Origin of the sequence: Corynebacterium provencense, from assembly GCA_900049755.1 — a bacterium.
Lineage (GTDB): Bacteria > Actinomycetota > Actinomycetes > Mycobacteriales > Mycobacteriaceae > Corynebacterium > Corynebacterium neomassiliense.
This window is the reverse complement of the sequence record LT160592.1, coordinates 1,378,987-1,396,651: the sequence shown is the minus strand read 5'-3', so window position 1 is coordinate 1,396,651 and position 17,665 is coordinate 1,378,987. Positions and strand designations below refer to the sequence as shown.

General features: G+C 68.0%; 11 protein-coding genes and 2 pseudogenes. 9 read left to right on the top strand and 4 right to left on the bottom strand.

Going from position 1 to position 17,665, the window contains the following annotated elements:
• Positions 1-129: 129 nt before the first annotated feature.
• From thiC to BN3906_RS06345, 4 genes and pseudogenes are all read left to right on the top strand, one after another.
• Positions 130-1,578: pseudogene (thiC, locus tag BN3906_RS06360) on the top strand (phosphomethylpyrimidine synthase ThiC); the annotation flags it as partial.
• A 39-nt stretch (positions 1,579-1,617) separates the two neighbouring features.
• A complete protein-coding gene (cmtR, locus tag BN3906_RS06355) occupies positions 1,618-1,995 on the top strand; it encodes a Cd(II)/Pb(II)-sensing metalloregulatory transcriptional regulator CmtR (RefSeq protein ID WP_066585531.1) in 378 nt (125 codons plus the stop codon).
• A complete protein-coding gene (locus tag BN3906_RS06350) occupies positions 1,992-4,124 on the top strand; it encodes a heavy metal translocating P-type ATPase (RefSeq protein ID WP_078057175.1) in 2,133 nt (710 codons plus the stop codon). The genes cmtR and BN3906_RS06350 overlap by 4 nt, the downstream gene beginning before the upstream one ends.
• Entirely contained in the window at positions 4,031-4,606 is a 576-nt protein-coding gene (locus BN3906_RS06345) for a 1-acyl-sn-glycerol-3-phosphate acyltransferase (protein WP_066585529.1), read from the top strand. Before BN3906_RS06350 ends, BN3906_RS06345 begins: the two co-directional genes overlap by 94 nt.
• Positions 4,607-4,743: 137 nt before the next feature.
• Here BN3906_RS06345 and BN3906_RS06340 read toward each other — a convergent pair whose 3' ends face one another.
• The 3 genes from BN3906_RS06340 to BN3906_RS06330 form a co-directional block, all read right to left on the bottom strand.
• Entirely contained in the window at positions 4,744-4,947 is a 204-nt protein-coding gene (locus tag BN3906_RS06340; RefSeq protein ID WP_066586256.1) for a cold-shock protein, read from the bottom strand.
• Between the two features lie 268 nt (positions 4,948-5,215).
• Complete coding sequence (locus tag BN3906_RS06335) at positions 5,216-6,610, bottom strand: aldehyde dehydrogenase family protein (protein WP_261796881.1); 1,395 nt, start codon at positions 6,608-6,610, stop codon at positions 5,216-5,218.
• Position 6,611: 1 nt separating this feature from the next.
• Positions 6,612-6,848, bottom strand: coding sequence for a hypothetical protein (locus tag BN3906_RS06330; RefSeq protein WP_066585526.1), 237 nt, complete (start codon positions 6,846-6,848; stop codon positions 6,612-6,614).
• Between the two features lie 301 nt (positions 6,849-7,149).
• Here BN3906_RS06330 and BN3906_RS06325 point away from each other — a divergent pair, with 301 nt between their 5' ends.
• The 3 genes and pseudogenes from BN3906_RS06325 to BN3906_RS06315 all read left to right on the top strand — a co-directional run bounded on the left by BN3906_RS06325 (position 7,150) and on the right by BN3906_RS06315 (position 11,241).
• Positions 7,150-7,899 (top strand): ABC transporter ATP-binding protein, encoded by a 750-nt coding sequence (locus tag BN3906_RS06325; protein ID WP_066585521.1) that lies wholly within the window; start codon positions 7,150-7,152, stop codon positions 7,897-7,899.
• Between the two features lie 21 nt (positions 7,900-7,920).
• A pseudogene (locus BN3906_RS15430) lies at positions 7,921-10,571 on the top strand (ABC transporter permease).
• Positions 10,572-10,677: 106 nt separating this feature from the next.
• The gene (locus BN3906_RS06315) at positions 10,678-11,241 is read left to right on the top strand and encodes an NADPH-dependent FMN reductase (RefSeq protein WP_066585518.1); all 564 of its coding nucleotides are present in this window, start codon (positions 10,678-10,680) and stop codon (positions 11,239-11,241) included.
• 94 nt (positions 11,242-11,335) lie between these two features.
• Here BN3906_RS06315 and BN3906_RS06310 read toward each other — a convergent pair whose 3' ends face one another.
• Complete coding sequence (locus BN3906_RS06310; RefSeq protein WP_066585511.1) at positions 11,336-13,792, bottom strand: acyltransferase family protein; 2,457 nt, start codon at positions 13,790-13,792, stop codon at positions 11,336-11,338.
• A gap of 221 nt (positions 13,793-14,013) precedes the next feature.
• Here BN3906_RS06310 and BN3906_RS06305 point away from each other — a divergent pair, with 221 nt between their 5' ends.
• Both BN3906_RS06305 and BN3906_RS06300 read left to right on the top strand, forming a co-directional pair.
• Positions 14,014-15,804 carry an ABC transporter ATP-binding protein gene (locus BN3906_RS06305; RefSeq protein ID WP_066586249.1) on the top strand — a complete coding sequence of 597 codons (1,791 nt, stop codon included), beginning with the start codon at positions 14,014-14,016 and terminating at the stop codon, positions 15,802-15,804.
• Positions 15,804-17,639 (top strand): ABC transporter ATP-binding protein, encoded by a 1,836-nt coding sequence (locus BN3906_RS06300; RefSeq protein ID WP_066585504.1) that lies wholly within the window; start codon positions 15,804-15,806, stop codon positions 17,637-17,639. Before BN3906_RS06305 ends, BN3906_RS06300 begins: the two co-directional genes overlap by 1 nt.
• Positions 17,640-17,665 lie beyond the last annotated feature (26 nt).

Here is a 17,665-nt window from a genome sequence, read left to right as displayed (position 1 = left end):
GGCCAACACACTGGAGGCGGGGGGGGTCACCCACCACCTTTCCCACCCCGCAGCCCTCCCGATCTGGCCTCGCCGTCACACACGGTCACCCCCTGTCCTTTATCCGCATCAGGGTGTGAATAAGAGAGAGAGTGGAAGGGGCGGGTCCCGGAGCCGCGCCGGGCGCGGCCGGGCCGCACCGTCACGCAGATGCACTACGCCAGGCAGGGGATCATCACCCCGGAGATGCGGTTCGTCGCGCTGCGCGAGAACTGCGACGTCGAACTGGTCCGCTCCGAACTGGCGGCCGGCCGGGCCGTTCTCCCCGCCAACGTCAACCATCCGGAGTCGGAGCCGATGATCATCGGCCGCGCGTTCCTGGTGAAGGTCAACGCGAACATCGGAAACTCGGCGGTGACCAGTTCGATCCGTGACGAGGTCGCCAAGCTGGAGTGGGCCGCCCGGTGGGGTGCGGACACGCTCATGGACCTGTCCACCGGTGACGACATCCACACCACCAGGGAGTGGATCCTGCGCAATTCCCCGATCCCGGTGGGTACAGTGCCGGTGTACCAGGCGTTGGAGAAGGTCGGCGGGGACGCCACCGCACTGAGCTGGGAAATCTACCGGGACACGGTCATCGAGCAGTGCGAGCAGGGGGTGGACTACATGACCGTCCACGCCGGGGTGCTGGCGCGGTACGTGCCGTTGACCGCGGGCAGGGTCACCGGGATCGTCTCCCGGGGAGGTTCCGTGATGGCGGGGTGGTGTCTGGCCCACCGACGGGAGAACTTCCTGTACACGCACTTCGACGAACTGTGCGAGATCTTCGCCGCCTACGACGTCACCTTCTCCCTCGGCGACGGGCTGCGCCCGGGGTCTACCGCGGACGCCAACGACGCCGCCCAGTTCGCCGAACTTGACACTCTCGCCGAGCTCACCGGGCGCGCCCGGGACCACGATGTCCAGGTGATGGTGGAGGGTCCCGGTCATGTCCCGCTCCACATGGTCCGTGAGAATGTCGAACGGCAGCAGCGACTGTGCCAGGGCGCCCCGTTCTACACTCTCGGGCCGCTGGTCACCGACATCGCGCCGGGCTACGACCACATCACCTCGGCGATCGGTGCGACGGAGATCGCCAGGTACGGCACCGCCATGCTCTGCTACGTCACCCCGAAGGAGCATCTGGGACTGCCGGACAGGGATGACGTGAAGACCGGGGTGATCACCTACCGTATCGCCGCCCACGCGGCGGACATCGCCAAAGGTCACCCCGGTGCGCGGGTGCGCGATGACGCCCTGTCGAAGGCGCGGTTCGAGTTCCGTTGGAACGACCAGTTTGCGCTGGGTCTGGACCCGGTCACGGCCAGGGAGTTCCATGACGAGACCCTTCCGGCGGAGCCTGCGAAGAACGCCCGCTTCTGCTCGATGTGCGGGCCGAAATTCTGCTCCATGCGGATCTCGCAGGATATCCGTGACACCTACGGGGCGGGGGAGGAAGAGGCCGCTGCCGTGTGCGGGCAGCAGACCGGGGGAGGACGCCGCGGGGCCGCCGTCCCGGTCCGTCTTCCGGACCCCACGTCTCCGGGCCCGGAGTGACCGTTGCCAATTGGTCAGCATGCGCTGTATAGTCAGCGCATGCTGACTATTTCTTCCCGTCTGGACGTGATGAACCGTCTGGGACGGGCCATGGCTGACCCCACGCGGTCACGGATCCTGCTGAGCCTGCTGGAACAGCCCGGATACCCGGCCCAGCTCTCACGGGACCTCGACCTGACGCGGACCAATGTCTCGAACCACCTCGCCTGCCTGCGCGGTTGCGGGATCATCGTCGCCGTCCCGGAAGGACGGCGGACCCGGTACGAGATCGCTGATCCCCACCTGAGCTCCGCCCTCAACGCACTCGTCGACGTCGTCCTCGCCGTCGACGACGGTGAGCCCGCATGCCTCAGCGACGAGTGTGACGTGCCCGGCTGCTGCGCCGACTGCACCCCCTCGGACGGGGCCCCGGCATGAGCGCGGAATGCTGCGGGGCAGACGACTGCGGTGGAGAGAAGGACACCGGAGGCCCTGCCGGTAGTGCCGGTACTGCCGGCGTCACCGGTACCGCCGGGGCGCCTGCCCCTGACGGCAACCGGCCCGCGTGGTGGAGGGACCCCGACCTGGCGCCGTCCGCGGTCAGTGCCGTTGCGCTGGTCTGCGGGTACCTTCTCGGCCACACGGACCTCACCGTGGCGTCCCAGGTACTGCAGTGGATCGCCCTGCTGGCGGGGGCGTCCACCTTCGTTCCCGGGGCACTGCGCCGACTGGTGCACGGTCACCTGGGTGTGGGACTGCTGATGACAATTGCCGCGGCAGGTGCCGTGGCCCTCGGGCACGTCGGTGAAGCAGCAGCACTGGCCTTCCTGTTCTCCCTGTCAGAGGCGCTCGAGGACCGGGCGATGGGTGGTGCGAAGGAGAAACTGCGGGCCCTGCTCGCACTGGTCCCGGACACGGTCCGTGTCGTCAGAGGGCGGACCGTGGTGACCGTACCGGCCGCGGACGTCCGCGTCGACGATGTGCTCGTCGTCGCGGCGGGCGACCGCGTGGCCACCGACGGTGTCGTGGTCGCGGGAAGGTCCGCCGTCGACACCTCCGCGGTGACGGGGGAGTCCGTCCCGGTGGGTGTCGGACCCGGTGACGAGGTCACCGCCGGCGTGGTCAACGGGCCGGCGACCCTGCGGATCCGCGCGACGGCGGACGGCCGGGACAATTCACTGACCAGGATCGTGGATCTCGTGCAGCAGGCCCACGCCAGGAAAGGTCGCAGGGCACGCCTGGCGGACACCGTCGCCCGTCCTCTGGTCCCGCTCGTCCTGGTCGTCGCCGCTCTGGTCGCGGTGGTGGGGTCCCTGGTCGGAGATCCCGGAATCTGGATCGAGAGAGCACTGGTGGTCCTGGTCGCGGCGTCCCCCTGTGCACTGGCCATCGCCGTGCCGGTGACGGTGATCAGTGCCGTCGGTGCGGCGTCCACCTTCGGGGTGGTCATCACCTCCGGGGAGGCTTTCGAGAGGTTCGGTACCGTCCGGACCGTGGCGCTGGACAAGACCGGAACCCTCACGCGGAACAGGCCCGTGGTCGTCGATGTCCGTACGGTCGAAGGATTCTCCCCGGCGGAGGTCCTCAGTCTCGCCGCCGCGGTGGAAGCCGACAGTACCCACCCGCTCGCCCCGGCGGTCACCGCCGCGGCAGGGCCGGACATCCCGGTCGCCGGTGACATCGTCGAGAACGCCGGGCTCGGCCTGACGGGCAGGGTCGGGGGCTCCCGGGTGAGGGTCGGAAACGGGCGCTGGCTCGGTTCGGGTGAGATGGCCGGGGACGCCGAGGCGATGGCAGGGGCCGGCATGACCGTGGTCGTGGTCGAGCTCGACGGGCGGGTCACGGGACTTGTCGGGGTCCGCGACGAGCTTCGGCCGGAGGCGGCCGAAACTGTCCGACTGCTGCACGCCCGCGGAGTACGCACTGTGATGCTCACCGGAGACAACGAACAGACAGCCAGGGCCCTGGCAGACGAAGCGGGGATCACCGAGGTGCACGCCGGACAGCTGCCGCAGGACAAGGCGGACGCCGTGGCCGAACTGTCCGCAGAGGCGCCGACCGCCATGGTCGGTGACGGAATCAACGACGCGCCGGCTCTGGCCGGAGCCACAGTCGGCATCGCCATGGGAGCGGGCGGCTCCGCGGCCGCGATCGAATCTGCCGACATCGCCTTCACCGGCAGTGACCTCCGGCTGCTCCCGCAGGCACTGGAGCACGCCCGCCGGGGACGGCGGATCATGACCGGGAATATCGTGCTGGCGCTGGCGATCATCGTGATCCTGTTCCCGCTCGCCCTGGCCGGGGTGCTGGGACTCGCCGCGGTCGTTCTGGTCCACGAGATCGCGGAAGTGGTGGTGATCGCCAACGGACTGCGGGCGGCAGGTGACCGGCGCCGGATACGGAGACAGGACGCCGGGCACAGGGACGCCGGGCACGGGGATGCCGGGCACAGGGACGCATGTAGCATCGAAGAATGCTACGACGCCGCATTGCCACCGCATTCTGGACGCTCAGCAGGTGGAAACTTGACACGGAACCGGCGCCGGGGCGTCCCTCCGTCTTCATAGGTGCCCCGCACACCTCCAACTGGGACTTCATCCTGATGCTCGGCATCGCGTGGAAGCTGGGTCTCCGGATCCTCTGGCTGGGCAAGGACAGTCTCTTCCGCGGCTGGCGGGGACCGGTCATGCGGGCGCTGGGAGGCATACCGGTGGACCGTGAATCCCCCGGCGGTCTGGTGGACAACCTGGTTTCCAGGGTGCGCTCGGGGGAGGTGTTCGGTCTGGTGATCACGCCGGACGGGACCCGGGGACCGCACGAGTACTGGAAGTCCGGGTTCTACCGGATCGCACGCGAGACGGGACTGCCGCTCACCCTCGGCTACGTCGACCGCGACACGATGACCACAGGTCTGGGGCCGACGATCCCGCTCACCGGTGATGTCGGGTCGGACATGGACCGGATCCGGGAGTTCTACCGGGACAAGTCGGGTTTCACCCCGGAGGCGAGGGTGGAGCCCAGGTTGCGCGACGAGAACGGGTTCCGTTGACCTGCAGTGAGAGCGGTTGACCGGACCGCCGGCACCGGGTCACGGATACGGGCCGGTACCGGCCTGACCTGAGACATGGGAAACCCCGCCGCCGGATGTTCTCCGGGGGCGGGGTTTCCACTCAGTCAGGGAGCCTCTTAGAGGACGGTGACGGACACGGCGGCCGGTCCCTTGTTCCCTGCTTCGGTCTCGAAGGAGACCTTCTGGTTCTCTTCCAGGCTACGGAAGCCGTTGCCCTGGATCTCCGAGTAGTGGACGAAGACGTCGCTCGAGCCGTCGTCCGGGGAGATGAAGCCGAAGCCCTTTTCGGCGTTGAACCACTTGACAGTACCGCTGATCATGCGTTTTCCTTCTTTGAAGTCAGTGGGCGGCGACTGCCGCTCACCGGGTTGACCGAATGTTCCGTAGGGAATCAGTTCGTGTCTGTAGACAACTCCCGCGAACTTGATTCCTTCCGAAACCGGATCGGACACCGGAAGGGAAAAACAACTCAGAAACTGTAACCGGGTTCAAATCTACAGGTCAGTGGCCTCCACGTCAACACTGCAGACGAAAGGGATCCCGGCGTCGGTCCCGAGCCCTGCCCCTAACCCTGTCCCGAACCCTGATCTAGCCCCTGCGCTGCATCAGCCCCAGGAGACGCCGCACAGGCTCACGGGTCCCCGGGTAGAGCAGGGGAAATGTGTCGGGCACAAGGGGCTTGGTGAGCACCGGCTTCATGTGCGAGAAGGTCCGGAAGGAATCCTCGCCGTGGTACGCCCCGGTTCCGCTGGCGCCGACGCCACCGAACGGCAGCGAACAGATGCCGACCTGGATCAGGCCGGCATTGTGCACGACCGCGCCGGAGGAGGTCTCCTCGTCGAAGTAACGGTGGGTGTCGGGGTCGTCACTGAACACGTAGAGCGCCAACGGCTTGTCCCAGCTGTTGACCAGCTGCACGGCCTGTTCCCGTGACTCCACCGGGACGACCGGAAGCACCGGGCCGAAGATCTCCTCCCGCAACAGGGCCCACCCTGCACCTGTGCCGACTGCGGGGGTGCTCCCGGCGTCCCCGTCGGAAAACCGGGCGGTGGGGAAGGTCACCACCGTCGGCGACATGTAGAGACTGTCGCGGTCACGCACCCCGCCGAACGCCACCTCCGGTCCGGTGCCGGACGCCCCGGCACCCTCCCCGGCCCCCTCCCCGTCGATCTCGTCCAGGCAGCCGGACAACCGGTCGAAGTGCCGGGTGTTGATGATCCGGCCGTAATCGCCGCTGTGCGAGGGGTCGGTTCCCCACAGTTCCTCCACCGCCCTCTCCAGTGCGGCGACGAGGGCGGGGACCCGGTCCGGGGTGGTCATGACATAGTCCGGGGCGACACACGTCTGGCCGGCGTTGACGAACTTCGCCCAGGCGAGACGCCTCGCTGCGGTGTCGAGGTGGGCGTCCTCGTCGAACCAGGCGGGGGACTTCCCCCCGAGCTCGAGAGTCACGGGCGTGAGGTGCTGCGCCGCAGCTTCCATCACGATCCTGCCGACCTGTCCCGACCCGGTGAACATGATGTGGTCGAACCTTTCCCGCAGTACCGCGCGGGAGGTCTCGAGCTCCCCGCGGACGACCTGGACACAGTGGTCGGGGAAGTAGGTGGGCACCAGAGAAGCGATGAGGTCGGAGGTGTCCGGCGAATCGGGGCTCGGCTTGATCACCGCCGTGTTTCCGGCCGCCAGGATTCCCACCAGGGGCGACAGGGTGAGGTTCACCGGGTAGTTCCAGGGCGACATCACCAGGACGACACCCAGCGGCTCCGGTACGAGCTTCGCGGAGCCCGGGGCGAGCAGCAGCGGAGTTCTGGCACGGCGGGGGCGTAGCCAGGACGACAGATGCCGCAGGGCGTGGGTGATTTCCCCGAGGACGGCGTCGATCTCGGTCAGTCCCGCTTCGAGCCTGCCTTTGTGCAGGTCATTGTGCAGTGCGGCCTCGAAACTGCTCCGGTTCTCCCGGAGCATGCGGCGCAGGGCCTGCAGGTTACGTCGCCGGGCGTCGGGCCCGGTGTTTACCCCGGCGCGGAAGGCGGCGCGTGCCCGGGCCGGGCCCGGTGTTTACCCCGGCGCGGAAGGCGGCGCGTGCCCGGGCCACCACGGCGGGGACGGTGCCGGCGACCTCGGCGTCACACTCGGTCACCCCGGTGCGGGACGTTGCGTCGCCGGGGCGGGACCCGTCCGGTACCCCGGCACTGTCATCGCCCGTGAACGGACTGGTCATGGGGACCTCCAGTGGGTCAGATCGTGAAATGTAGTGATCGTTACATGTATCCGTCCCGCACATTCTAGGTCAGCGGCGCCACCCCAGGGGAGGGAACGGCGGGACCGGAGGCGGTGCGGGAGCCAGAACCAGGGTGCGGGAGACTGGGAATGGGGGACTTCCCTGAGGCGGGGACACCTGCCGGCACACTACCCTCGGTAGACGAGTCCGAAGTCGGGCCCGAAGACGAACCCGAGAACTGACCCGGCAACTAACCCGGAGCACCCGGGTCTCCCGCCCCAGATCCACCGAAAGGTCTCCCATGCCAGCGACCATTTCCGACGCAGACACCGCCGCCAGAGCCGAGTCCCTGACCAAGATCTACGGGGCAGGCGACACGCAGGTCACCGCGCTCGACCACGTGAGCGTCTCCTTCACCCGAGGAGAATTCACCGCCATCATGGGCCCCTCCGGATCCGGGAAGTCGACGCTCATGCACTGCATGGCGGGGCTGGACACCCCCACCTCCGGGTCCGCGTACCTCGGCGGAACTGACCTGGCGACCCTCAACGACCGCGCGCTCACCGCGGTACGCAGAGACCGGCTGGGATTCATCTTCCAGTCCTTCAACCTCGTCCCCACGCTCACCGCGGCAGAGAACATCACCCTGCCCACCGACATCGCGGGCAGGAAGGTCGACAGAGCCTGGTTCGACCGGATCACGACCCGCCTCGGGCTCACCGACCGGCTGACCCACCGACCCTCCGAACTCTCCGGTGGTCAGCAGCAGCGTGTCGCCTGTGCACGCGCCCTCGTCTCCCGCCCGGAGATCATCGTCGGCGACGAACCGACGGGCAACCTCGACTCGAACTCATCCGCCGAGGTCCTCGACATCCTGCGAACCTCCGTCGACGACGACGGCCAGACGGTCGTCATCGTCACCCATGACGCCCGCGCAGCGTCCTACGCGGACCGTGTGCTCTTCCTCGCTGACGGCCGCATCGTCGAAGAGCTGCGCGACCCCACCGTCGAAGCGGTCCTGTCGGTGATGTCACGCATCGAGGAGATGTAGACGGTGTCCGCGTCATCGACCATGCGCCGGGTGTCCCTGAGGAGCCTCGCCGGCCACAAGGTCCGGCTCGTCCTCACGGTCCTGGCCGTCGTCCTCGGCACCGCCTTCATCTCCGGGGCGCTGATGTTCACCGCCTCACTCCAGAAAACCTTCGGCACCCTCACCGAATCCACGACCAGGGGCATCGACGTGGTCGTGGCACCCGCCGACAACTCCGGCGGCGGTCTGCCCCTCGACCTCGGGAACACCCTCGCGGGTGTGGACGGGGTCGCACGGGTCAACATCTCCACCGAAACCACCGTGGTGGTCTCCCGGGACGGTTCAACCCTGCAGACAGGTGGCGCCCCCTCCTTCGCCATGGCCTGGTACCCGCCGGACCGGCAGGTGGGCCCCTCAGCCACCGTCGTGGAGGGCACGGAACCCCGCGGGGACGGGGAGGTGGTGGTCAACTCCAGCGCCGCGCGCGACCACGGGATCACTGTCGGTGACCGCCTGACCGTGATCGACGTCGGCGGGGTCCACGACCTCACGGTCTCCGGCATCTACGACATCGACATCGACGGCGGCGGATTCCTCGGTCTGATGATGGAGGAACCCGCGTACGTCACCACCTTCACCGACGGGCGCACCGCCTCCGGATTCTCCCTGTCCGCGCAGCCGGGTGTCAGCCAGGAACAGCTTGCCGGCGAAGTCTCCGCTGCCCTGCGGACAGGCACTGACACAGGCGCAGGCGCAGACACAGGCGCAGGGTCCGGTTCCGCGGCGCAGGTGAAGACCGGAGGCCAGGTCGCCGAGGAACAGGCGGCCTCCGTCAACGACGCCCTGAGTTTCGTCAACTACTTCCTCGTGGCCTTCGGCCTCGTCGCCCTGGTTGTCGGCACCTTCATCATCGCCAACACCTTCTCCATGATTGTCGCCCAGCGCACCCGCGAGTTCGCGTTACTGCGGAGCCTGGGCGTCTCCTCCGGACAGCTCACCGGCTCCGTGGTCACCGAAGCGGTCGTGGTGGGGATCCTCGGGTCCCTCCTGGGAGTCGCCGCCGGTGCCGGGCTGACGAAGGCGATCTACGCCGTCATCGGTTCCACCGGCGCCGGACTCCCGGACACCGGACTGCAGGTCACCGTCGGATCGGTGGTGCTCCCCCTGGTCCTGGGCGTCTTCGTCACCGTGGTCTCCGCCTGGGCGCCGGCCCGTCGTGCCGGGGCGGTGCGGCCGCCCGTCGTGCCGGGGCGGTGCGGCCGGTCGAGGCCATGCGGTCCGGTGACCAGTCCACGGCGTCCTCCCTGCGGGGACGGACGGTCACCGGCGTGGGGCTTCTGGCCGCCGGAGTGCTCGCCTGTCTCGGCGGCGTCCTGTCCGACGGGGCCGGCACCGGAATCAGGGCCTCCCTCGTGGGGGTCGGGGCACTGTGCGTGCTCACCGGTGTCTTCCTGGTCTCCCCGGCACTGTCTCGGCTGGTGGTCCCCGTGGTCGGCAGGGTCATCGGAGCGCCGTTCGGTACGGTCGGGAGACTCGCCTCCACCAGTTCCTCCCGCAATCCACGTCGCACGGCCACCACGGCATTCGCCCTGACCCTCGGGGTGGCGCTGGTCGCGGTATTCGGGATGCTGGGGGCGTCGATGAAAGCCTCGATCACCGGGTTCGTCGGTGAGACGGTGAAGTCCGACCTGGTGCTCTACGGGCCGTCCGACGGGTCATTCCCCATCCCCCGGCAGGCGCTGGACGCCGCCAGAGACACCCGCGGCGTCACCGCGGTCTCAGGCTTCGGCATCGCCCCGGTCTCCGTCGCCGGGACCGGGGACGCCGCCACCGTGGGAAACGGCGGCGGAACCGGCTTCTTCGACGGCGATCCGACCGTCACCGGGAATGTCACCCCCGTCACCGGGGACGTCACCCTCGACCGTCCGGGTTTCATCGCCTCGGCTGCCACGGCCGCGGACCACGGCTGGACCGTGGGCGGGCAGGTGCCGTTGAGTGCGACCGTCCCCGGCACCCCGGAGCGTGAGCTCGGTACGGTCGAGCTGCTCGGCACCTATCAGCCCAACAGCCTGCTCGGAGACCTGGTCGTCTCCTGGTCCGCACTGTCCCCGTACGTCGACGAGGGGGCATTCGGTACCGGGACCTTCGCCAGCCCCATGCTCTACGCCGCATTCGTCGACGGTGACGGCAACGGGGAGGACCTGCGGCAGGCCCTGGAGGACGCCGTGGATCCGTTCATCGTGGTCCAGGTTCTCACCCCTGCCGAGTTCGCCGGCCAGCAGGCGGTCTTCGTCGACCAGATGCTCAACATCCTCTACGCCCTGCTCGCACTCGCCGTGATCGTCGCGGTGCTGGGGATCGTCAACACCCTGGCCCTCAACGTGATCGAGAGACGCCGGGAGATCGGGATGATGCGGGCGGTCGGGGTGACCCGGGGCCAGGTGCGCCGCATGATCACCCTGGAGGCGGTGCAGATCGCCCTGTACGGAGCGGTCGTCGGTGTCGTCGTCGGCCTGGCACTGGGCTGGGCCTTCCTCAGGGTGCTGTCAGGGGAGGGACTCGACACTATCGAAGTGCCGTGGGGGCAGCTCGGCGGAATGATCGTCGCCTCCGCGGTGATCGGTGTCCTGGCAGCGGTGTGGCCTGCGGCGAAGGCCTCCCGTACACCACCACTGGAGGCCGTCGCCGACTGACCGGACGGGGGCCCGGGGTCACACTGCGGGCCCGACCGTATTACAGTGGGCCCGGAATCAAGTTGAACAGTCAACTACTTTTGAGTCTTCCGTGATTGGAGTTCACATGACCCGCATCGGCATCATCGCCGGATCCAACCGACCCGGCGCCCTCAACCCCCAGGTCGTCGCCTGGGTGAAGGAGCAGCTCGACTCCGCCGGCGTGGACAACGCCGTCATCGACTACAACGACTACAACCTCCCCATCCTTGACGAGGAGATCCCCGGCGGCGCACACCGGTACGCCAACGAGCACACCAGGGCCTGGGGAGCCGCCGTCGAGCCCTTCGACGGGTACATCGTCGTCACTCCGGAGTACAACCACTCCGTGCCCGGCCCGCTGAAGAACGCCATCGACTTCATCGGCTCCGAGTTCGCCAACAAGCCCGTCGCCTTCGCCTCCTACGGCGGGGACAAGGGAGTGCGCGCCGTCGAGGCATGGCGGCTGGTGTTCGCCAACTTCCGCGCCGCCACCGTCCGGTCCACGGCGTCATTCTCGCTGTTCACCGACTTCGCCGACGGTCGGTTCGCTCCCCAGGACGTCTCCACCGGAACTTTCCCCGCCCTGCTCACCGACCTGCTCGCCTGGGCGGAGGGATTCAAGGTCGTCCGGGAGAATCTCGCCCGCTGACCTGTGACCCCGACCGGTCCAGGTCGGGGCCAGTTCAGGGGCAGATCATGGGCGCGTCCTGCGGTCGCAGGAAGTGGCATGAGGTCGCAGGCGGTCACATGGGGCAGCTGACCGAACTGTCCTTCTGCCCGGACACGGCCTGCTTCAGGCCGGACTCCACCGCGTCGGCGTAGAGCTGCTGGCCCTGCTCGTCAGGGTGGACGCCGTCGCCGATGAGGTCCTCGGGGTGTGCCAGAGCCAGCTGGCACCACGGTGCCGCATAGACCCCGGGAGTTGCCGCCGCATAGGCGACGACCTGGTCGGCGGCCTCCTGGACACCGTCGACGTAGCCGAAGGGGACGACGAGGATCATGACCCGGTCCGGCCCCAGCATCTCCCGGATCCTGTCCAGCTCACCCTCGAAGGCCTGTCCGTTCGTACCGAAGCCGAGCACCACGTACTTGCCCATGGTTCCGTTGTCGACCATCGCCTGGATAGTTCCCTCCCCGCCCGAGTAGTGGCGGGACACTGCCGCATCGATCGTCATCCCCGGGAAGCGGGACTGCAGGGCCAGGCTCGAGGCGAGCATCACCGAATCGCCGATCCCCGTGATCTCTGAACCGTCGGGGATCCCGGCCGGGGGTACGGCCCCCGGCGGAGGTGGCGGAGGAGTGGCGTTCTGCATCTCGGCGAGCGCGTCGAGCTGCCGCTCCAGTTCGGACTTCTCCGGGCTTCCTCCCAGGGCGGATCCCGCGAACAGGGTGACGACCAGGATGCACACCGGTACCACCATCAGCTTCGTCGAACCCATTGCCTGGACCACCCTGCGGTAGCCGCGCCGACGCAACGGATTCTCCACCCACCGGTAGGACGCCTCCGACAGCAGCAGGCTGACCACCACGGCGGCCACACCGACCAGTACATCGGAGGTGTGCGATCCGGGCGGCTGCAGCAGGTACCTGAGGAACACCACCACCGGCCAGTGCCACAGGTAGAGGCTGAAGGACCTCTCACCGAAGTAGCGCAACGGGCGCAGCCGCAGCAGTGCGGCCACCGGACCGGCGTCCCGCAGGACGGTCGCCACCACCGCGACGGTGAGGAGTGTCGCCAGGAACAGCCCGCCACGGTAGGTCACCGGCGAGGTGTCCGGCAGCAGGACCAGCATGGCGAGCAGGCCCACGAATGCAGCTGTACCGAGGGTCCACGCACACACCCCGGTGATCCTGCTGAGCCGGACACCCCCCACGGTCCGGGTGCCCGGGGCGGTGCCGGGTCCGGAGGCTCCGGCGGGATCCAGCAGTGGCCATGAATCCCTGGAGCCGGGGGACGCCGTGGTCAGCAGCAGCGCGAGGACCACGCCAGCGAGCAGGCCGAATGCGTGGGTGTCCGTGCCGAAGTAGACGCGGCTGGGGTCTTCGTCCGGGTTGTACAGGACCGCCATGAGCACCAGCGACGCCAGTCCGCCCACCGTGGCGACCAGGGCGGGGAGTCGGAACCGCCGGTCGCCGGAGCGGCCGTTGCGCCCGAAACGGCGTCCCGTCCACAGCAGTCCGAGGAACACCAGCGGCCAGATGACGTAGAACTGCTCCTCGATCGCCAGGGACCAGTAGTGCATGAAGATCTGGGGTGTGGCGTCCGCGAAGTAGCTGTGGGACTGGGCGATCTGCACCCAGTTGTTCGCGAAGAACAGTGAACCCACGAACTGGGGAACCAGTGCGACCTGCACGTCACCGCCGATGAAACCGGCGACAGCGGTGGCCGCCACCAGAACAGTGACGGCCGCAGGGAGGATCCTGCGGGCACGACGACGCCAGAATTCTCTCAGGCTGACGGTGCCGGTCGCGCCGGTCTCGCGGACCAGCAGGGCGGTGATGAGGAACCCGGAGAGGACGAAGAAGATGTCGACGCCGAGGAATCCCCCGGGCAGGAGGTCACCGAAGAAGTGGTACACGACGACGGCGACGACCGCGATGCCGCGGAGTCCGTCGAGGCCGGGTACGCGGCGGATACGTCCGGGCTTCAGCGGTTCCGGGGTGGGGAGTTCCCGGGTGGGGACCGCCTGGGAGGCGAACTCGTCGTCGGCGCCGAACCCGGTGCCGGTGACGGCGGGCGCCGGGACAGCTGCCGTGGTCCGGACAGGCCAGCTGTCTGACGGCGGGTGCGTGGCATCTGCGGCAGGATCCCCGGGGGACGCCACAGCCTGGGCTGCCTGGGCCGCCTGGGCTGCCTGGGCCGGCTGGTCCTGCTGTTCCCGGGTGCCCGGTGCCTTCGCTGCGGCACCGTCGACGTCGTCCCGGTCAGGATCCCGCGTGATGCGTGCGGTTCCCGGTGCCGGAGGGGGCCCGGTGGGCGCGGCGAGCATGAGGACCTCACCAGTGCCCTTCACCGCAGGGGCGGGCGCGGTGTCTTCGCTTCCGGCGCCGTCTGTCCGTGAGCCGTCCTCTCCTGCAGCGTCCTGTGCCTCATCTGCCGCACTGTCCCCGACAGGGGTCGGCGGAGGCGTCCACCGGGGCGCCGGAGGTGCTCCTGCCGGTACAGGCAGGATGATCACGAGGGGTGTTTTCTGGGCCATCTGTCGAGCGAAGACTTCCGTAGGGAGTGGTGTGACTGAAGTGACAAATCTAGTCGTCCTCTCACAGACATTAAAGCGACGCAGGTGGCCCACCCCTCCGCGGTACCCCACCCGTACAGTCGCCTGTCCTGCCCCCGCTGTACCGTTGCCCGGCCGCGGTTCCGCAGGTGGCGTCCTGCCCCCGGCAACTTACCGTGTCCTATCTGTCCGGTGCTGCCTGTATGTTCGACCGCGTGCACCTGCTCCGACTCCTGCGCTCCTATTCGCGCCCCTACACAGGGCTGCTCGCCGCAGTTCTCGTCCTCCAGACAGTCTCCTCTCTCGCGACCCTCTACCTGCCCGGACTCAACGCAGACATCATCGACCGGGGGGTGTCCACCGGTGACATCGGCTACATCTGGTCCACCGGCGGTGTCATGGTGGCCGTCGCCTTCGGGCAGGTCATCACCGCGGTGGCTGCGACGTGGTGCGCTGCCCGCGCCGCAATGGGTATAGGCAGGGACATCCGCCGGGACGTGTACCGGACAGTCGACAGGTTCTCGGCCCGGGACATGGGGGAGTTCGGCGTCCCCACCCTCATCACCAGGGGGACCAACGATGTCCAGCAGGTCCAGATGGTCACGACCATGGCACTGAGCTTCATGGTCACCATGCCGATCATGTGCATCGGCGGGATCGTCATGGCGCTCAGGGAGGATGCCGGCCTGTCCTGGCTGCTGTGGGTCTCCGTGCCGGCGCTGCTCATCGTCGTCGGGCTGATGATCGCCCAGCTGGTCCCCCTGTTCAACATGATGCAGGACAGGGTGGACGCGATCAACGGCGTCCTGCGGGAACAGATCGCCGGCATCCGGGTGGTGCGTGCCTTCGTGAGGGAGGGGCACGAGTCCTCCCGGTTCCGTGACGCGAACCTGGCCGTGGGATTCGTGTCGGAACGGGTCGGCCGGGTGTTCGCGCTCATGGGACCCGTGATCATGATGGTGCTGCACATCGCCACCGCCGCAGTGCTGTGGTTCGGCGGTCACCGGGTCGGTGACGGTCAGATGGAGGTCGGGTCGCTCACCGCCTTCATGCAGTACCTGCTGCAGATCCTCGTCGCCGTGATGATGGGGTCGTTCATGGCGATGATGCTCCCCAGGGCAATCGTCTGTGCAGGGCGTATCGACAAGGTGCTCCACCACACGATCACCGTCGCCGAGCCGGAGAACCCGGTCCGGCCCGGGCGCCTGGCCGGTGAGCTGGAGTTCCGGGACGTCTCCTTCACCTACCCAGGCGCGGACCAGCCGGTGCTGTCCGGAGTGTCCTTCACCGTCCGGCCGGGTCAGACCACCGCGGTGATCGGGGCCACCGGGTCGGGGAAGACCACCCTGGTCAACCTGATCCCCCGGCTTCTCGAACCGACGTCAGGGGAGATCCTGCTCGACGGGGTACCCCTGTCCAGGATGGCCCGGGCGGACATTGTCGCCAGGGTCGGCCTGGTACCGCAGAAGGCGTTCCTGTTCTCCGGGACCGTGGCGTCCAACCTCCGCTTCGGAGCGTCGGACGCCACCGATGAACAGCTGTGGGACGCCCTGCGCATCGCCCAGGCCGCAGACTTCGTCGCGGAACGGACAACCGGCGGCGGTGAGGGCGGCGGAGCCCCGGCGTCCGGTCTCGCCTCCTCTATAGCCCAGGGCGGGACAGATGTCTCGGGAGGCCAGCGTCAACGCCTGTGCATCGCCCGGGCACTCGTCGCGGAACCCAGGGTGTACGTCTTCGACGACGCCTTCTCCGCCCTCGACGTCACGACAGACGCCCGCCTGCGCCGGGCACTCCAGCCCAGGACGGTCGACGCCGCAGTGGTCACCGTCGCACAACGGGTCTCCACCGTCCGTGACGCCGACCAGATCCTCGTTCTGGACGCCGGACGCATAGTCGCCCGGGGCACCCACGACGAGCTCACCGAAAGCAGCGACACCTACCGCGAGATCGTGGAGTCACAGCTCACCGGTGCCGGGACAGGGGAGGGGAACTGATGGACGAGACGCAGCAGCCGCAGAAGATCCGGAACATCGGATCGGCGGCGAAAAGGATGACCGGGCTTCTCGGGGCCAGGAAAGCCGCGATGGCATGGGTATTCGTCCTGCTCACCGTGTGCGTCGTACTCACGGTGTGGGCGCCGAAGATCCTCGGTCACGCCATTGACGTCATCTATGACGGGGTCCTGGCTATGTGGCGCGGTGACCCGGGTGCCGGTATCGACTACGGCAGGCTGGGTGAACTGATCATGGTCGTACTGGCCATGTACCTGGTCGCCGGCGTGTTCAACTGGTTGCAGGGGTACGTGCTCAACAAGGTGGTGGTGGCAGTCGTCGTGGACCTTCGGGCCGATGTGGAGCGGAAGATCCACAGGCTGCCCCTGAGCTACTACGACACCCGGCAGCGCGGGGACATTCTCTCGCGCACCACCAATGACGTCGACAACGTCCAGCAGGCCCTGCAGCAGGCCATCAGCCAGCTGGTCTACTCGCTGATGATGATCATCGGAGTCGTCGTGATGATGTTCACCGTCTCCTGGCAGCTGACCCTGCTGGCACTGCTGATACTGCCGTTGACGGCGGTTGTCGTCGGTGTGGTCGGCACCCGGGCACAGCACCAGTACGTCTCCCAGTGGACCGAGACCGGCCGGGTCAACGGCCATGTCGAGGAAGCGTTCACCGGTCACGAACTGGTGGTCGCCTACGGCCGGCAGGAGCAGATGGCCGCGGAGTTCACCGGGCGCAATGAGGCGATGTACCGGGCCAGTGCGAAGGCACAGTTCCTGTCCGGGTCGATGATGCCGCTGATGCAGTTCCTTTCCTACCTGTCTTACGTGGTCATCGCAGTGGTGGGCGGTCTGCGGGTGGCAGGAGGATCCATGACCCTGGGCGCGGCGACGGCGTTCATCCAGTACTCCCGCGAATTCAACCAGCCTCTCAGCGAGGTCGCCGGCATGATGACGATGCTGCAGTCAGGGCTCGCCTCCACCGAGCGGGTCTTCGAGCTCCTCGACGCCGAGGAGGAGGATCCGGACCCGGCCGATGCACAGTCCCCCCGCACCGGATCAGGGCAGAGGCCGGGGAGGGTCGAGTTCCGTGATGTCTCCTTCGGCTACGGCGGAGAGGGCTCCGACCTTCTCATCGAGCACCTGGACCTCACCGTGGAGCCTGGTCAGACCGTGGCCATCGTCGGACCGACGGGCGCCGGAAAGACCACACTGGTCAACCTCATCATGCGGTTCTACGAGGTCACCGGTGGACAGATCCTGCTCGACGGGGTGGACACCCGCCACATGACCCGGGCGGACCTGCGCTCACGCACCGGGATGGTGCTGCAGGACGCCGTGGTCTTCGAAGGCTCTGTCATGGACAACATCCGCTACGGGCGTCTTGACGCCACCGACAGTGAGGTCGTCGCCGCGGCGAAAGCGGCGTACGTCGACCGGTTCGTCCACGCCCTGCCGCAGGGCTACGACACAGAGATCTCCCAGGACGGGGGCTCAGTCTCCGCCGGTGAGCGCCAGCTCATCACCATTGCCCGCGCCTTTCTACGCAACCCGGAACTGCTGATCCTCGATGAGGCGACATCGTCGGTGGACACCCGTACCGAGGTGCTGGTGCAGAAGGCGATGAACGCGATCCGGGCGGACCGGACCTCGTTCGTCATCGCGCACCGGCTCTCCACGATCCGGGACGCCGACCGGATCCTCGTCATGGTCGACGGTTCGATCGTGGAACAGGGTTCCCACGCGGAACTGCTTGCCGCCGACGGAGCTTACGCGGACCTGTACCGCAGCCAGTTCGCCGCCGGTGGGGTGAGCGACGCGGAGTAGGGCCGCCAGGTGAGACCCGACCGGGT